General features: G+C 52.8%; 14 protein-coding genes. 9 read left to right on the top strand and 5 right to left on the bottom strand.

Annotated elements, in window-relative coordinates; all coding sequences use genetic code 11:
• Positions 1–39: 39 nt before the first annotated feature.
• On the bottom strand, positions 40–1320 hold the full coding sequence (gene hemL / locus H4F65_RS16895; RefSeq protein ID WP_010280733.1) for a glutamate-1-semialdehyde 2,1-aminomutase: 1281 nt from the start codon (positions 1318–1320) through the stop codon (positions 40–42).
• Between the two features lie 267 nt (positions 1321–1587).
• On the opposite strand from hemL, the gene erpA reads away from it, so the two are divergent.
• Entirely contained in the window at positions 1588–1935 is a 348-nt protein-coding gene (gene erpA, locus H4F65_RS16890) for an iron-sulfur cluster insertion protein ErpA (protein WP_005969047.1), read from the top strand.
• 139 nt (positions 1936–2074) lie between these two features.
• Here erpA and H4F65_RS16885 read toward each other — a convergent pair whose 3' ends face one another.
• From H4F65_RS16885 to mtnN, 3 genes are all read right to left on the bottom strand, one after another.
• Positions 2075–2353 (bottom strand): hypothetical protein, encoded by a 279-nt coding sequence (locus H4F65_RS16885; protein WP_010280727.1) that lies wholly within the window; start codon positions 2351–2353, stop codon positions 2075–2077.
• Between the two features lie 232 nt (positions 2354–2585).
• Positions 2586–3416 carry a vitamin B12 ABC transporter substrate-binding protein BtuF gene (gene btuF, locus H4F65_RS16880; protein ID WP_010280724.1) on the bottom strand — a complete coding sequence of 277 codons (831 nt, stop codon included), beginning with the start codon at positions 3414–3416 and terminating at the stop codon, positions 2586–2588.
• Between the two features lie 2 nt (positions 3417–3418).
• Positions 3419–4117: a 5'-methylthioadenosine/S-adenosylhomocysteine nucleosidase gene (mtnN, locus tag H4F65_RS16875; RefSeq protein WP_010280722.1), complete on the bottom strand. Its 699-nt coding sequence runs from the start codon at positions 4115–4117 to the stop codon at positions 3419–3421.
• A 121-nt stretch (positions 4118–4238) separates the two neighbouring features.
• Here mtnN and dgt point away from each other — a divergent pair, with 121 nt between their 5' ends.
• The 7 genes from dgt (at position 4239) to H4F65_RS16840 (ending at position 13025) form a co-directional block, all read left to right on the top strand.
• Entirely contained in the window at positions 4239–5750 is a 1512-nt protein-coding gene (gene dgt, locus H4F65_RS16870; protein ID WP_010280719.1) for a dGTPase, read from the top strand.
• A gap of 189 nt (positions 5751–5939) precedes the next feature.
• The gene (degP, locus tag H4F65_RS16865) at positions 5940–7388 is read left to right on the top strand and encodes a serine endoprotease DegP (RefSeq protein ID WP_010280717.1); all 1449 of its coding nucleotides are present in this window, start codon (positions 5940–5942) and stop codon (positions 7386–7388) included.
• Positions 7389–7620: 232 nt separating this feature from the next.
• Positions 7621–8778, top strand: a complete 1158-nt coding sequence (locus tag H4F65_RS16860) for a CdaR family transcriptional regulator (RefSeq protein WP_010280713.1) — start codon at positions 7621–7623, stop codon at positions 8776–8778.
• Positions 8779–9174: 396 nt separating this feature from the next.
• On the top strand, positions 9175–10179 hold the full coding sequence (locus H4F65_RS16855) for a sulfate ABC transporter substrate-binding protein (protein ID WP_369987577.1): 1005 nt from the start codon (positions 9175–9177) through the stop codon (positions 10177–10179).
• A gap of 157 nt (positions 10180–10336) precedes the next feature.
• A complete protein-coding gene (cysT, locus tag H4F65_RS16850; protein WP_010280704.1) occupies positions 10337–11149 on the top strand; it encodes a sulfate ABC transporter permease subunit CysT in 813 nt (270 codons plus the stop codon).
• Positions 11150–11161: 12 nt separating this feature from the next.
• The gene (cysW, locus tag H4F65_RS16845) at positions 11162–12043 is read left to right on the top strand and encodes a sulfate ABC transporter permease subunit CysW (protein WP_010280501.1); all 882 of its coding nucleotides are present in this window, start codon (positions 11162–11164) and stop codon (positions 12041–12043) included.
• Positions 12033–13025: a sulfate/molybdate ABC transporter ATP-binding protein gene (locus tag H4F65_RS16840; protein ID WP_010280499.1), complete on the top strand. Its 993-nt coding sequence runs from the start codon at positions 12033–12035 to the stop codon at positions 13023–13025. The genes cysW and H4F65_RS16840 overlap by 11 nt, the downstream gene beginning before the upstream one ends.
• A gap of 80 nt (positions 13026–13105) precedes the next feature.
• Here H4F65_RS16840 and H4F65_RS16835 read toward each other — a convergent pair whose 3' ends face one another.
• Entirely contained in the window at positions 13106–13540 is a 435-nt protein-coding gene (locus tag H4F65_RS16835; protein ID WP_010280495.1) for a DoxX family protein, read from the bottom strand.
• A gap of 371 nt (positions 13541–13911) precedes the next feature.
• On the opposite strand from H4F65_RS16835, the gene H4F65_RS16830 reads away from it, so the two are divergent.
• On the top strand, positions 13912–15018 hold the full coding sequence (locus tag H4F65_RS16830) for an NADH:flavin oxidoreductase (RefSeq protein WP_010280493.1): 1107 nt from the start codon (positions 13912–13914) through the stop codon (positions 15016–15018).
• Positions 15019–15063 lie beyond the last annotated feature (45 nt).

Raw genomic sequence — 15063 nt, 5'->3', positions numbered from 1 at the left:
ATGGCGTCACTGAGTGACGCCATTGTGTACGAGTCCGTTTTACAGGCGTGAGAAGCAGAGCTGCGCGGCTTCGATGGTGCGATCAATATCCTGTGGCGTATGCGCCAACGACATAAAGCCCGCTTCAAACGCGGACGGCGCGAGGTAAATCCCTTCTTCCAGCATCATGTGGAAGAACAGCTTAAAGCGCTCGACGTCGCACTTCATCACATCCTGATAGCAGGTGACGCTCTCGGCATCCGTGAAGAACAGGCCGAACATGCCACCTGCCTGATTCACCACCAGCGGAATGTTTTCGGCTTTCGCCGCAGCCAGCAGGCCATCAGCCAGCTGATTGGTCAACGCGGTGAGCTTTTCATGTACGCCGGGTTTCGCGACTTCCGTCAAACAGGCAAAGCCTGCGGCCATGGCAATTGGGTTACCGGACAGCGTTCCTGCCTGATAAACCGGGCCGGTCGGTGCCAACGCCTGCATGACTTCACGCTTGCCGCCGAATGCGCCGACTGGCATGCCGCCGCCGATGATTTTCCCCAGACAGGTCAGATCTGGTACTACGCCGTAGTGCGACTGTGCACCCGCCAGCGCCACACGGAAACCGGTCATCACTTCATCGATAATGAACAGAGCACCAAACTCGTCGCACAGAGCGCGCAGGCCGGGAAGGAAATCTGGCAGCGGTGGGATGCAGTTCATGTTGCCCGCAACAGGTTCGACAATGATCGCGGCGATCTCGTCAGGATATTGTTCAAACGCGGCACGAACGGATGACAAATCGTTATAGACGCAGGTCAGCGTGTGGCGGGCGAAATCAGCCGGAACGCCGGGGGAGTTAGGTTGGCCCAGCGTCAGCGCGCCAGAGCCGGCTTTCACCAGCAGGCAGTCAGCGTGGCCGTGGTAGCAGCCTTCAAATTTGATGATTTTGTCGCGGCCGGTATAACCACGCGCCAGACGGATCGCGCTCATGGTGGCTTCTGTACCGGAGTTGACCATCCGCACCATATCCATGCTCGGCACCAGTGAGGTGACCAGACGCGCCATCTGCACTTCCATTTCTGTCGGCGCGCCAAAGCTCAGGCCGCGTTCTGCCGCCGCGATCACTGCATCACGGATTGCCGGATGATTGTGACCCAACACCATTGGGCCCCACGATCCCACGTAATCAATGTACGCTTGCTCGTCAGCGTCATAGAGATAAGCGCCATCAGCCCGTTCGATGAACAGCGGGGTACCGCCGACGCCGTTAAAAGCACGAACGGGTGAGTTCACACCGCCGGGAATAAGTTGCTGTGCCGCAGCATACAGGCTTTCAGATTTGTTCATTACGCGGTCCTGACTGGTCTTGATCGTAAAATGTAGGGGTATTCTAATGAACTGACCGCCGTTATGAAATCGCTGTGCAGGTTTTCACTTGAAAACACACCGCACCATACCCACAGAGAGTACTGGCTGTGGGGTAGATGAAGCGGCATAATGCGGCGATTATTTCAACAGCAGCTGTCAAATCTTGAACGTTTTCGCATACTGCCGGATAATAAGCGTATGAATATGGGTCTATCACCTGATAAGCCCTGAGTTGGGAGTAAAAATATGAGCGATGATATAGCAGCACTGCCTCTGCAATTTACCGATGCGGCGGCAAGCAAGGTGAAAAACCTGATTGCTGATGAAGAAAACCCAGAGCTGAAACTGCGTGTGTATATCACGGGCGGCGGCTGTAGCGGTTTCCAGTATGGTTTTACCTTTGATGATCAAATCAACGACGGCGATATGACCATTGAGAAACAAGGTGTGGCGCTGGTGGTTGATCCGATGAGCCTGCAATATCTGGTTGGCGGTGCGGTGGATTATACCGAAGGCCTGGAAGGTTCTCGCTTTATCGTGACGAATCCGAATGCGAAATCCACCTGCGGCTGTGGTTCCTCTTTCAGCGTCTGATCCTGCATTACGGTGATTGACCGACTGAAAAATAAAAACCGTGTCTTGTTGCCGAGACACGGTTTTTTTATAGTAAACAAGCAACCAACCTGTCACAAGACGCGTTAATTAAAGAACACGCCTCGTGTTTTTACTGTGATTACCATTCGACCGTAATCAGACGCGTTTCCGTACCCTGTGCTGTTTTTGCCGCAGAAGTCGAAAATTTTGCCTGATCGACCTGAATACGTGACTCAGTAATTTTAGGTTGTGGTACAGAGGCTACGTTACAATTCATTTTATATTGACCGGATTGAGGCGTTACGCCGCACGCCGGTAGTATCGTCAGTTGAGCGTTAATTTGCCCGCCCTGACTCCCTGCATACGCCGTGCTACAGGCCGCCATAAGTAAGCCCGAGTAAAGCAACGCATTTTTCATAGTTAAAGCTACCTGGTGTTAAAGGAACCGATATCGGTTCAAAAGTTTTCTTACTTCGTCTTGCTTTGGCTTTATCGCCGAGTGGTAATCAACACCTTTATTGATGTCTATGATTCCACCCTTACGTTCAGATTATCGGCAACTATTGGCGAAATAAAAGGCTGTTAGTGTTACAACTTGTATACTAATGAAGCTATTGTTGTCGAAATGGGTTCACTCTGTTAATTAACAATCACTTCGCTGACGAAAGCGTGGGTCTTAACTCGGTTAATTGAGAACAAATTTGCTGGGCTGCCAAGAGTAAACGTGGGCCGCTGCGGCTAAACCAGTCTTCATTGACGGTAATTACCGGAACCGCTAATTGCGGCCGCCAAAACGCTTGCACACTGGAAATTCTATCTGGCGCACCGCCGACAATAATGGCCTGCGGCTGGCGTCTTAACACCTGTTCACGACTGACCTGCGGCCAAGGCACCGGGCTGTCGCTAAAGACATTTTCGGCACCGCACAGCGAAACGATCTGGCTTTGCAGCGTCGCTTTCGAAGAAGTAAACAGCGGTTGAGTGCCAAATTGAATGAATACCCGCAATGGCGCGGCGTTAGGTTTCTTGCCAGCGTGCTGGAGTTCACCTATTTCCTGCTGAAAAGCTGTCGCGGCCCGTTCGGCTTGCTCAGGATGGCGGCTGTAGGTCGCCAGCTGTCGTAGTGACGCCGGGATATCGTCTAACGTCTTCGCATCCAGATAAACGATAGGAATCGAGAAATTGGCGAGCTGTTCCAGCGGACGCTGCGGGTTACCCTCGCGCCACGCCAGAATCAGATCGGGTTTGAGGGCGAGGATCCGCTCGAGGTTGATTCCCTGCCAGGAAGCCACCTGTTCCAGCTTTTTCGCTTCTGGCGGGTAATCTGACCAGGCGCTGACTGCAATCAGCTGTTCGCCCATGCCTGCCGCATAGGCCATTTCCGTCGCGTGTGGTGCGAGACTGATGACACGCTGCGGAATAGCATAAGCGGCAGAGCAGAGCAGCAGCCCGGTCAGCCAGCAGAGGAACCTGACTGTCACGATTAGCGTGCGGCCAGTTTGGCCAGAATCGCTTCTACCATCCGCGTTGATTGCTGTGCTGCAACGCTCAGGAACTCATCGAAACTCAGGTGTGAGGCTTTATCGGCCACATCAGAAATCGCGCGTACAACCACAAACGGGACGGCGAACTGGTGGCATACATGGGCGATGGCCGTCGCTTCCATTTCTACGGCAATCGCTTTCGGGAAGGTGGTGCGGATACGGGCTAACGGCTCCGCGCCATTAATGAAGGCATCACCGCTGACAACCAGGCCGCGCACGGCGTTCAGCTGTAACTCGGCAATCACTGCCTGCGCCAGCGCGATGAGCTTTTCATCGGCAAGGAAAGCGGCAGGGCAGCCCGCCATCTGGCCGGGTTCATAGCCAAAAGCCGTGACGTCGGCATCGTGGTAGCGCACTTCATCGGAAACGACGATATCCCCGACGTTCAATGTAGGCGCGAGTCCGCCAGCGGAACCGGTGTTAATTACGACGTCTGGCTTGCTGTGTTCCAGCAGCAGCGTGGTGCCCAGCGCGGCGGAGACTTTGCCGATACCGGATTTCAGTAGGGCGACGTCTACGCCGTTGATTTGTCCGGTGTAGATTTCGCAACCTGCACGCTGGAAGGTCTGACGGTTTTCAATCCGATCGCGCAGCAGCGTTACTTCTTGTTCCATCGCGCCGATAATACCGACTTTCATAAGGTTCCCCGCAAATTCTGTTATAAATGGAAGGCGTGTAGCTGGGGTTAGTCTATCATGGCTAGCGGGATGAGATGGAGTGTCCATCATTGTGCTGTAGCGGGATGATAGGGAGAACCGTATGTCTGGTATCGATTTCGCCAAAAAAATGAGTTTTCAGCGGCATTTCAGTCGAGCTAAAACGGCTGAGGATGAATATACGATTGTGCGCCAGTTTGAGAGCGATCGGGGTCGTATTATTAACTCCGCTGCCATCCGCCGCTTACAGCAAAAAACCCAGGTTTTTCCGCTAGAACGTAATGCGGCCGTCCGCTCCCGTCTTACCCACTCAATGGAAGTTCAGCAGGTTGGTCGCTATATCGCCAAAGAGATTTTGCACCGCCTGAAAGTCGACGGGCGGCTTGCGTCGCTGGGTCTGAACGACAGAGAAACGCCGTTTGAAAGCCTGGTCGAAATGGCGTGTCTGATGCATGACATTGGCAATCCGCCGTTTGGGCATTTTGGCGAATCGGCGATTAATCAGTGGTTCAGAAAATTACTGGATAGCCACTATCTGGACAATGAATCCTCGGAACGCGTCGATGACTGTAGAGTGCCTACGCTGCGGATGCAGCAGGATGGACTGGACGATCTGCGTGGGCAAATCCGGCAGGATCTGAGTCATTTTGAAGGCAATGCACAGGCGATCCGTCTGGTGCATACGTTGCTGAAGCTCAACCTGACCTACGGGCAGGTGGCCTGCATTCTGAAATACACCCGTCCCGCGTATTGGCACGGCGAGCTTCCGGCGAATTACCAGTATTTGATGAAGAAGCCGGGCTACTATCTGGCAGAAGAAGCGTTTGTCGCCACACTGCGTAAAGAGCTGGATATGGGCGAATTTCATCGTCACCCGCTGAGCTACATCATGGAAGCGGCCGACGATGTATCCTACTGCATTGCGGATCTTGAGGATGCCGTCGAGAAAGATATCCTCACGATCGACGAACTTTACGATCGTCTGCGCGAAAATTGGGGCGCAGGAACCGAGAAAGATATTTTCGCTAAAACGATCGAACGTGCTTACAAAGAACGCGAACGCTTTCAATGGCGTAGCCACGACGATCAGTTCTTCATGAATCTCCGTGTTCATACCGTGGGGCAGATGGTGCCGCATGCCGCGCAGCGTTTTATCGACAACCTGCCGGAAGTTTATGCCGGTTCGTTCAATCAGGCGTTGCTTGAGGACGACAGCCCGCAGAACCGCCTGTTAGGTATTTTCAAACGCGTCGCCTTAAAGCACGTTTTTAACCATCATGAAGTTGAACAGTTGGAGCTACAGGGGGATCGCGTGATTCGCGGCCTGCTGGATATTTATAGCCCGCTGCTCGAGATGCCCTATCAGGATTTCAGCCAGCTTGTGAGCGACGATACGCACAAGCGCTATCCGATTGAAACGCGGCTTTATCACAAGCTCTCCAGCAAGCACTGTCTGGCCTATTGTGAAGCGGTTGCTGGGTTGGAAGGATTACCCGAAACCGAGCGCGTCATCCGTGAATATTATTATCGGGCGCGCCTGATGCAGGATTACATCAGCGGTATGACGGATTTGTATGCCTACGACGAATACCGCAAGTTGATGGCGGCAGATTAGCGATGAACAGGCCGCAACGGAAATCGCGACTTTTGTAAAGCCGTTCAATATTTCCTTACGCTTCACGATCTTCCCCTCGGGAACCTTGTTGGTCCATATTTATCTCATACAGCACGACCACTGAGTGTACCCGGTGTCGGGTACACGGGCCGTAAGACTCGCGTGTTGATTACTATGAGATAACCTCCTATGAAAAGAAAATCACTGGTTCTGAGTGCGCTAGCGTTAAGTCTGGCGATGGCGATGGGCTCCACCACGGCGAATGCCGCTGAGTCAGCGGCGTCTGCCGCGTCATCGGGTCAATTACCCAGCCTGGCCCCTATGCTGGAAAACGTCATGCCTTCCGTGGTGAGCATCTATGTGGAAGGGCATACGACCCATGCGGGCAATGCGGGAAAAGACGGTATCCCACCGCAGCTTCAGCCGTTTTTTGGTGAAAACTCGCCTTTCTGTCAGGAAGGATCGCCGTTCCAGTCATCGCCGATGTGTCAGGGAGACGGTGACGACGATGGTCAGCCGCCGCAGCAGGAGAATTTCCAGGCGCTGGGTGCGGGCGTCGTGATTAATGCAGAAAAAGGCTATGTGGTGACCAACAGCCATGTGGTGGATAACGCCGATAAAATTCAGGTTCGACTCAGCGATGGTCGCAAGTATGACGGCAAAGTGTTAGGCAAAGATCCACGTTCGGATATCGCGCTGGTGCAGTTGAAAGATTTTAAAAATCTGACGGCGATTAAGGTCGCAGATTCTGACCAACTGCGGGTCGGTGATTACACGGTAGCGATTGGTAACCCGTATGGTCTGGGCGAAACGGCGACATCGGGTATTGTGTCCGCGCTGGGGCGTAGCGGGTTGAATATTGAAAACTACGAGAACTTTATTCAGACCGATGCGGCGATCAACCGGGGGAATTCCGGTGGTGCGCTGGTTAATCTGAACGGGGAGCTGGTTGGGCTGAATACCGCGATTCTTGCTCCAGATGGCGGCAATATCGGGATTGGTTTCGCTATCCCCAGCAATATGGTGAAAAGCGTGGTGGCACAGATTGTCGAGTTTGGCGAAGTGAAGCGCGGCGAGCTGGGCATCACCGGGACGGAGCTGAACTCCGAACTGGCGCAGGCGATGAAAGTTGATGCACAGCGCGGTGCGTTTGTGAGTCAAGTGCGACCTAAATCAGCGGCAGATGAAGCGGGCATCAAGGCAGGCGATGTGATCGTCACGCTGAATGGTAAGGCGGTCAGCAGCTTCTCTGCGCTGCGCGCGCAGGTTGGATCGTTGCCGGTGGGCAGCAAAGTAGCGCTGGGCCTGCTGCGTGAGGGTAAACCGCTGACGGTTGAGGTGACGCTGCAACAGAGCAATCAGGCTCAGGTGGCTTCCGGTAATCTCTACTCTGGTATTGAAGGTGCCGAGCTGAGTAATACTCAGGTGGACGACAAAAAAGGCGTCAAGGTGGATAACGTTAAACCCGGTTCCGCGGCGGCTAAAATTGGTTTGAAGAAGGACGACATTATTCTGGGGGTTAACCAACAGTCGGTACAGAATATTGGTGAGCTGCGTAAAATTCTGGACAGCAAACCGGCCGTATTGGCCTTGAACGTTCGTCGTGGCGAGAGCACGATTTATCTGCTGGCTCAGTAATCGAACGGTTCAACGTCTACGTTAATAATTACCTTTTAAGACAATTTGTTACGTTACTTATCTGGCCGGGTACTCAGGTACTCGGCCACTTCTTCCTTCTCTATCAACGTGCTTTTGTGAGTTCTTCCACAGATTTAATCTAATTCCCGTTTCTTTGTTAATTTGCACAATGTGTGGCGCACCGTGTGGCGGTATGCTGGTGCAATTGTCAATGTTCCTCTCAGAGGTAAAAATGGCGTCGTATCATCTCAATGCCAAGATGGCACAGGATATTGTCGCGCGGACTATGCAGATCATTGATAGCAATATCAACGTGATGGATGCTCGCGGTAAGATTATCGGCAGTGGCGATCAGGAACGATTGGGGGAACTGCACGAAGGCGCGCTGCTGGCGCTTTCGCAGGGGCGAGTCGTCGATATTGATGATGCCGTGGCGCGTCACCTGCACGGCGTGCGTCCGGGTATCAATTTACCTTTGCGCATCGACGGTGAAATCGTTGGCGTCATCGGCCTGACCGGGAATCCCAGCCAGCTGCGGCAATACGGCGAACTTGTCTGCATGACGGCGGAAATGATGCTGGAGCAGGCGAGGCTGCTGCATATGCTGGCGCAGGATAGCCGCCTGCGTGAAGAGCTGGTACTGAACCTGATTCGTACCGACGATCTGTCTCCCGCTCTCATGGAGTGGGCGCAGCGTTTAGGCATCGATCTGAATAAGCCCCGTGTCGCTGCGGTGATCGAAGTGGACAGCGGGCAGCTCGGCGTCGACTCCGCTATGGCAGAGCTACAGCAGTTGCAGACGTTGCTGACCACGCCGGAACGCGACAACCTGATCGCTATCGTTTCTCTGACGGAAATGGTGGTACTAAAACCGGCGCTGAACAGCCACGGGCGTTGGGATGCAGAGGAACACCGACGTCGCGTGGATACGCTGATGTCGCGTATGGCGGAAAGCAGTCGGCTGCGAGTACGGCTGGCGCTGGGGAACTATTTTTCTGGCCCCGGCAGTATCGCGCGCTCCTACCGCACGGCACGAACGACCATGAGCGTAGGTAAACAGCGTATGCCCGCCCAGCGCTGTTATTACTATCAGGATTTGATGTTACCCGTGCTGCTGGACAGCCTGCGCGGCGGCTGGCAGGCAAATGAGCTGGTGCGCCCGCTTTCGAAGCTTAAAGCAATGGACGGCAATGGTCTGCTGCGTCGGACGCTGGGTGCCTGGTTCCGTAACAACGTTCAACCCGGTGCGACGGCGAAAGCGCTGTTTATCCACCGTAATACGCTGGAATATCGCCTTAACCGCATCTCAGAACTAACGGGGTTAGATCTGGGGAATTTCGATGACCGTCTGCTGCTGTACGTGGCTTTGCAACTGGATGAAGAAGAGTAGGGCAGAAAGACACGTCGTTTGGCGTCCACTGTGATTTAAGCTTACCTTGCACCGTATTCACCTGATGTCGCACGGCATCAGGGTTATCTCATATCCCGTCGTAAAATATTTCCGCTGCAACAAAATTGCTTAGACTGAAAACTATTACATAATCATTAACAATATAACGCGATAGCATAAATTATCGCGAAACAATATTTTTGCCCCTTCCTTATATCCACTATTGTCACTTCCATGTTGTCAGCCTGATATACCCGTCCTATTTCAAGCGGCATGTACGCGGTTCAAAACGATAACGTTTTTTCCTGCGAATCGAATTATTTAATTTATTAATCAGTCACATCCGTCATGATTTTATCTGATACTTTCGAGCATTAGGGAGTGATAAGAATGTCAATACGTCGTCTGGGGTTATCTGTTGCTACGGCAGCACTGTTGTTTTCCGGTGTGGCCTCGGCGGCTACCGAATTATTAAACGTGTCTTACGATCCGACGCGCGAACTGTATCAGCAATACAATGCGGCGTTTATTAAGCATTGGAAAGCGACCACAGGTGAAGATATCACCATCAAAAATTCACACGGTGGTTCTGGAAAGCAGGCGCGTTCGGTGATTGACGGCTTGCAGGCTGATGTGGTGACGCTGGCGCTGGCGGGCGACATTGACGCCTTAAACCTGAATCAACAGTTGATCGATCCTAAATGGCAGGCGCGTCTGCCTGATAACAGCACCCCTTACACCTCCACCATCGTTTTTCTGGTGCGCAAAGGTAATCCGAAGCAAATCAAAGACTGGAACGATCTGGTGAAGCCGGGCGTTGAAGTGATCACGCCAAACCCGAAAACCTCTGGTGGTGCGCGTTGGAACTTCCTGGCCGCGTGGGCCTATGCCAAAGCGCAACCGGGTGGCAATGATGAAACTGCACTGAAATTTGTCACTGAACTGTATCGCCATGCACCCGTACTGGATACCGGTGCTCGTGGGGCAACGATCAGTTTTGTGCAACGTCAGCTAGGCGATGTACTGCTGGCATGGGAAAACGAAGCCTACTTGTCTCTGCAAGAACAGGGCGGCGATCAGCTTGAGATCGTGACGCCTTCTCTGTCGATTCTGGCTGAACCACCGGTTGCCGTTGTCGACAAAGTCGTTGAACGTAAGGGAACGCAGAAACAGGCTGAAGCCTATTTGCAATACCTCTACAGCGATGAAGCGCAGCGCATCATCGGTAAAAATTTCTACCGCCCACGCAATGCCAAGATCGCTGAAGAGTTTAAAGATCAGTTTGCACCGGTGAATCTGGTGACGATTGATAAGGATTTCGGCGGCTGGAAAGCAGCACAGGACAAATTCTTTAACGACGGCGGTGTGTTCGACGCCATCTTTAAAGAGATTAATAAGTAAGTTTTTAATGTCTGACGGATTAAGGCCGCTATCACCCTAGCGGCTTTTTTCAGGTTAAGAAGGCAGAGGACCTGCCGCCTTTAACCTTTCAGTCAGGTAGCGCGCGTCGGCAAGCAGTTGTTGGCTGGGTAGTGAGTATGAAAATTAAAGGCACGGTATGTCACAACGTTCTTCCTCAGTGATTCCCGGTTTCGGGCTAACGTTAGGGTTTAGCCTGAGCTATTTAGGATTAATTGTCCTCATTCCGTTGGCGGGGATGTTTTTGTATGCCAGCCAACTAACGTTTGGTCAGTTTTGGGATCTGATCACTAGCCGTCAGGTGCTTTTCTCCCTGCGGCTTTCGTTTGGTACGGCGCTGGCTGCGGCGTTTATTAACGGCATTCTCGGGACGCTGCTGGCCTGGGTGCTCGTGCGTTATACCTTTCCCGGCCGTAAAGTGATCGATGCCATGATCGATATGCCTTTCGCGCTGCCAACCGCCGTGGCGGGGATTGCGTTGACGGCATTGTATGCGCCGAATGGCCTGATTGGCTCGCTATTTCCGTTCAAAATTGCCTACACCGGCATTGGTATCACGCTAGCGCTCATTTTTGTCACGCTGCCTTTCGTGGTCAGAACGCTGCAACCGGTGCTGGCTGATATTCCGAAAGAAGTGGAAGAAGCTGCCGCCTGCCTTGGCGCGCGCCCGCTTCAGGTTTTCCGCCATGTCTTGCTTCCTGCGCTGTTACCTGCGTGGCTGACGGGCTTTGCGCTGGCCTTTGCCCGCGGCGTTGGCGAATACGGTTCTGTGGTCTTTATCGCGGGGAATATTCCGTTTAAAACCGAAATTCTGCCGCTGCTGATCGTCTCCAAGCTCGATCAGTATGACTACAAGGGAGCAACGGGGATCGGTGTATTCATGCTGCTGGTGTCTTTCATTATGCTGCTGCTGATTAACGTGTTGCAGCGCCGCATTCAACCGAAACTGTAAGGGCCGGTCTTCATGGAACAGGTTATTTCCACTCAGGCCAACGCGGCTAAAAGAAAAAAACAGCCCGCCGCCTATTACATTCTGGTTTCACTCGCATGGGTCGTCTTTTTCCTGATTCTGGTGCTGCCGCTGATGATGGTCGTCACTCAGGGGCTGGATAAAGGCGTCGGCGCATTTTGGGACGCGATTACCGAGCCGGATGCGATTTCTGCACTTAAGCTGACGCTGCTTGCGACCGTCATTTCTGTACCGCTAAACGTAGTGTTCGGGCTGGCGACGGCGTGGTGCGTGACGAAATTCGAATTTCGTGGCAAGAGCTTTCTACTGGCGCTGATCGATTTGCCATTTTCCGTTTCCCCTGTGGTTGCGGGGCTGGTGTATGTGCTGCTGTTTGGGGCGCAAAGCAAGATCTATCCTTTCCTGCTCGAACACGATCTGCAAATTGTTTACGCCGTGCCGGGCATCGTGCTGGCGACAATTTTCGTTACGCTGCCTTATGTTGCCCGTGAGCTGATCCCGCTGATGGAAGAGCAGGGTTCGCAGGAAGAAGAAGCGGCGCGATTGCTGGGGGCTAACGGCTGGCAAATGTTCTGGCACATCACGCTGCCGAATGTGAAATGGGCGCTGATCTACGGCGTGGTGCTGTGTACCGCGCGTGCGATGGGGGAATTTGGCGCGGTTTCCGTCATTTCCGGCCATATTCGCGGTCTGACGAACACGCTGCCGTTGCATATTGAAATTCTTTATAACGAGTACAACATCGTTGCGGCTTTCAGCGTGGCGATCCTTCTGCTAATTATGTCACTGGTAGTGCTGCTGCTGCGCCAGTGGAGTGAAAGCCGATTGACGAAGCAAATAGAGAAACAACAGGAGTTGGCCAAAAATGAGCATTGAGATTCGCAATATTAATAAACAATTTGGTCAGTTCCGGGCGCTGAACGAGATTAATTTGTCTATCCACAGCGGCGAGCTGGTGGCGTTGCTGGGTCCATCGGGCTGCGGTAAGACAACGCTGCTGCGTATTATCGCTGGGCTGGAACAGCCGGATAGCGGCAGTATTATCTTCCACGGTCAAGATGTGTCCGTTCACGATGTGCGTAAACGCAACGTAGGGTTTGTATTCCAGCACTACGCGCTGTTTCGTCACATGACGGTGTTCGATAACGTGGCGTTTGGGCTGCGAATGAAGCCGAAAAATATCCGGCCATCGAAGAGTGACATCGAAAAGAAAGTGCATGAGCTGCTGAATCTGGTGCAGTTGGACTGGTTGGGGGATCGCTATCCTGAACAGCTTTCCGGCGGCCAGCGTCAGCGTATTGCGTTGGCGCGTGCGCTGATCGTCGAGCCGAGCATCCTGCTGCTGGATGAACCTTTTGGCGCACTGGATGCCAAGGTACGTAAAGAGCTGCGCCGCTGGCTGTCTCAGCTGCATGAAGATATCGATCTGACATCGGTATTTGTAACACACGATCAGGAAGAGGCGATGGAAGTTGCCGACCGCATCGTGCTGATGAACAAAGGTGTGATTGAACAAATCGGCACGCCAGCAGAGGTGTATAACAATCCAGCTAGCGAGTTTGTTTACCATTTCCTTGGCGACAGTAACCGGTTGAAAGTGGCGCAGACGGAGGAAACGATTCTGTTCCGTCCGCATGAAGTGTCGTTATCCGTTCAGGCTCAGGAAGGCTATCAGGCAGTGACAGTGCGAGATATTCGCCCACTCGGTGCCTTAACGCGTCTGTCGTTGAAGCTGGGCGAGCAGTCTGAACTGATTGAAGCGGAAGTCGCAAAAGACGATGTAAGCCTGCACGGGCTACAGAAAGGCGATGTGATTCAGTTCAAACCCAAACGTTATAGTCACGATTGGGAAATCTGACCGACAGAGCATCGAAATAAAAAACCCGCGAATCCGCGGGTTTTTTGCTTTTGTCGTGAATACCTGCCGGGTGGCAAGGATTAGCGATAAGCGGGGTTAGAGGCAACAGAATAGCGACCGCTACCGACCAACATGATAATAATGCCGGCGAAGAAATAGAGTGCTTCGACTTCCAGTGCCCAGGCACCAACATTAGTTAGGGTGAAGAATTTACCTGTGCCAACCATCAGAGTCGCTACAACCAGCGTCAGCGCGGCAATCAGGCCGGAAATGCGGGTAAATACGCCAAGAATAATCAGAATCGGGGCAACAACCTCGCCGATATAAACGCCGTAAGCGATAAAACCAGGCAGACCTGCACCTTGCAGCATCTGTACGATCCAGCCTACACCGTGCTCAACTTTTGCTACGCCATGAAACAGCAGCAGAATACCCACGGTTAAACGCAGTAAAAGTTTACCTGCATCAGGATGATCGGTTAAACGCGTGAACCACTGATTCAACTGAGAAATCATAATAGACAACCTCATAAGTGAGCAAAAATGCTTATTGGTAATGTTTGTTGGCAATGCTTTATAGAGTGCGGCAGTGTCGTCGATTTAGGGGTTGAATAGAAAACCAATAAATTTGATATTTTCTGTCAAAAAATTACGTGAACATCGTAAACGCAGACAAGCATAGCACCGCAATTACGGCGGTCTAATGATGGATAGGAATAATGCAATAACAAGATGTTATGAAAAAGGAGCGTAGTCTGAATAATCAAAATCCAGAGATAGGGTGATGGTACGATGCGTTATGTGGCAAGAGTTGTGCAACCGTATGAATTGCGTTTTTAATCACGGCTCAACGCCGCTATGACGTTAAACCTTAAAAGGAAATATCTATGTCTGACGATATTCTGTTTCGTCCCTTCACGTTGAAAGGGTTAACTCTTCCTAACCGCATTGTCATGGCACCGATGACGCGGGGTATGGCTGAAAACGGCATTCCTGGCCCAGCGCAGACGGAATATTATCGCCGCCGTGCCGAAGGGGGAGTCGGGCTGATTCTGACAGAGGGAACGGTAATCGATCGTCCCGCTTCGCGTAATATGCCCGGAATCCCGCTCTTTCACAGCGAAGCCGCGTTAGCCGGTTGGGATGCGGTAGCGAAAGCGGTTCATGCCGCTGGTGGCCGTATTGGGCCGCAAATTTGGCATACAGGTTCAACCCACGGACGTGGCTGGGAGCCTGATGCGCCTGTTGAAAGTCCCTCGGGAATCGTCGGCCCAGATGAGCCTCGCGGTGTGGTGATGACCGAAGAAGATATTGCCGATACCGTGGCGGCGTTTGCTCGCGCTGCGGCGGATGCAAAACGATTGGGTTTTGACACGTTGGAACTGCATGGTGCACATGGTTACCTGATCGACCAATTCTTTTGGTCGGGCACGAATAAGCGTGAAGACGCCTTTGGTGGCGCAACGATCCGCGAACGCTCTCGCTTTGCCGCTGAGGTAATTCGTGCTGTTCGGGGCGCTGTTGGTGAGGATTTCCCGTTGATCCTGCGTGTGAGTCAGTGGAAGCAGCAGGACTACAGCGCACGTCTGGCGAGTTCCCCACAGGAGATGGCGGACTGGCTAGCGCCGCTGGTTGAGGCCGGTGTGGATATTCTGCACTGTTCCCAGCGTCGTTTCTGGGAGCCTGAATTCCCGGAGGTTGATGGGGCGGAAGGGCTGAACTTCGCCGGTTGGGCGAAAAAACTGACGGGTGCGGCGACAATCAGCGTTGGCTCGGTGGGATTAAGCTCGGATTTCTTTGCTGCATTTGGCGGTGAAGGTTCTGGCACGGCGGCATTGGACAATCTGCATGCGCGGATGGAGCGGGAAGAGTTTGATTTGATCGCGGTCGGCCGAGTCCTGCTTTCTGATGCGCAATGGGTGCAAAAAGTGCGTTCTGGGCAGACTGATAAATTACGCGGTTTTGATGCAGCGGATTTAGCCGTACTGGCGTGATATTTATGTGCCGTAGCTGAGTAGGGCTGCGGTACTTCATTGAAT

Source organism: Pectobacterium brasiliense, from assembly GCF_016950255.1.
Lineage (GTDB): Bacteria > Pseudomonadota > Gammaproteobacteria > Enterobacterales > Enterobacteriaceae > Pectobacterium > Pectobacterium brasiliense.
This window is presented reverse-complemented; position numbering and strand designations above follow the sequence as displayed.

Excerpts from the sequence above, each read along its gene's own strand:
- hemL (WP_010280733.1), bottom strand. The coding sequence starts at position 1,320 with ATGAACAAATCTGAAAGCCTGTATGCTGCGGCACAGCAACTTATTCCC.
- erpA (WP_005969047.1), top strand. The coding sequence starts at position 1,588 with ATGAGCGATGATATAGCAGCACTGCCTCTGCAATTTACCGATGCGGCG.
- H4F65_RS16885 (WP_010280727.1), bottom strand. The coding sequence starts at position 2,353 with ATGAAAAATGCGTTGCTTTACTCGGGCTTACTTATGGCGGCCTGTAGC.
- mtnN (WP_010280722.1), bottom strand. The coding sequence starts at position 4,117 with ATGAAAGTCGGTATTATCGGCGCGATGGAACAAGAAGTAACGCTGCTG.
- dgt (WP_010280719.1), top strand. The coding sequence starts at position 4,239 with ATGTCTGGTATCGATTTCGCCAAAAAAATGAGTTTTCAGCGGCATTTC.
- degP (WP_010280717.1), top strand. The coding sequence starts at position 5,940 with ATGAAAAGAAAATCACTGGTTCTGAGTGCGCTAGCGTTAAGTCTGGCG.
- H4F65_RS16860 (WP_010280713.1), top strand. The coding sequence starts at position 7,621 with ATGGCGTCGTATCATCTCAATGCCAAGATGGCACAGGATATTGTCGCG.
- cysT (WP_010280704.1), top strand. The coding sequence starts at position 10,337 with ATGTCACAACGTTCTTCCTCAGTGATTCCCGGTTTCGGGCTAACGTTA.
- cysW (WP_010280501.1), top strand. The coding sequence starts at position 11,162 with ATGGAACAGGTTATTTCCACTCAGGCCAACGCGGCTAAAAGAAAAAAA.
- H4F65_RS16840 (WP_010280499.1), top strand. The coding sequence starts at position 12,033 with ATGAGCATTGAGATTCGCAATATTAATAAACAATTTGGTCAGTTCCGG.
- H4F65_RS16835 (WP_010280495.1), bottom strand. The coding sequence starts at position 13,540 with ATGATTTCTCAGTTGAATCAGTGGTTCACGCGTTTAACCGATCATCCT.
- H4F65_RS16830 (WP_010280493.1), top strand. The coding sequence starts at position 13,912 with ATGTCTGACGATATTCTGTTTCGTCCCTTCACGTTGAAAGGGTTAACT.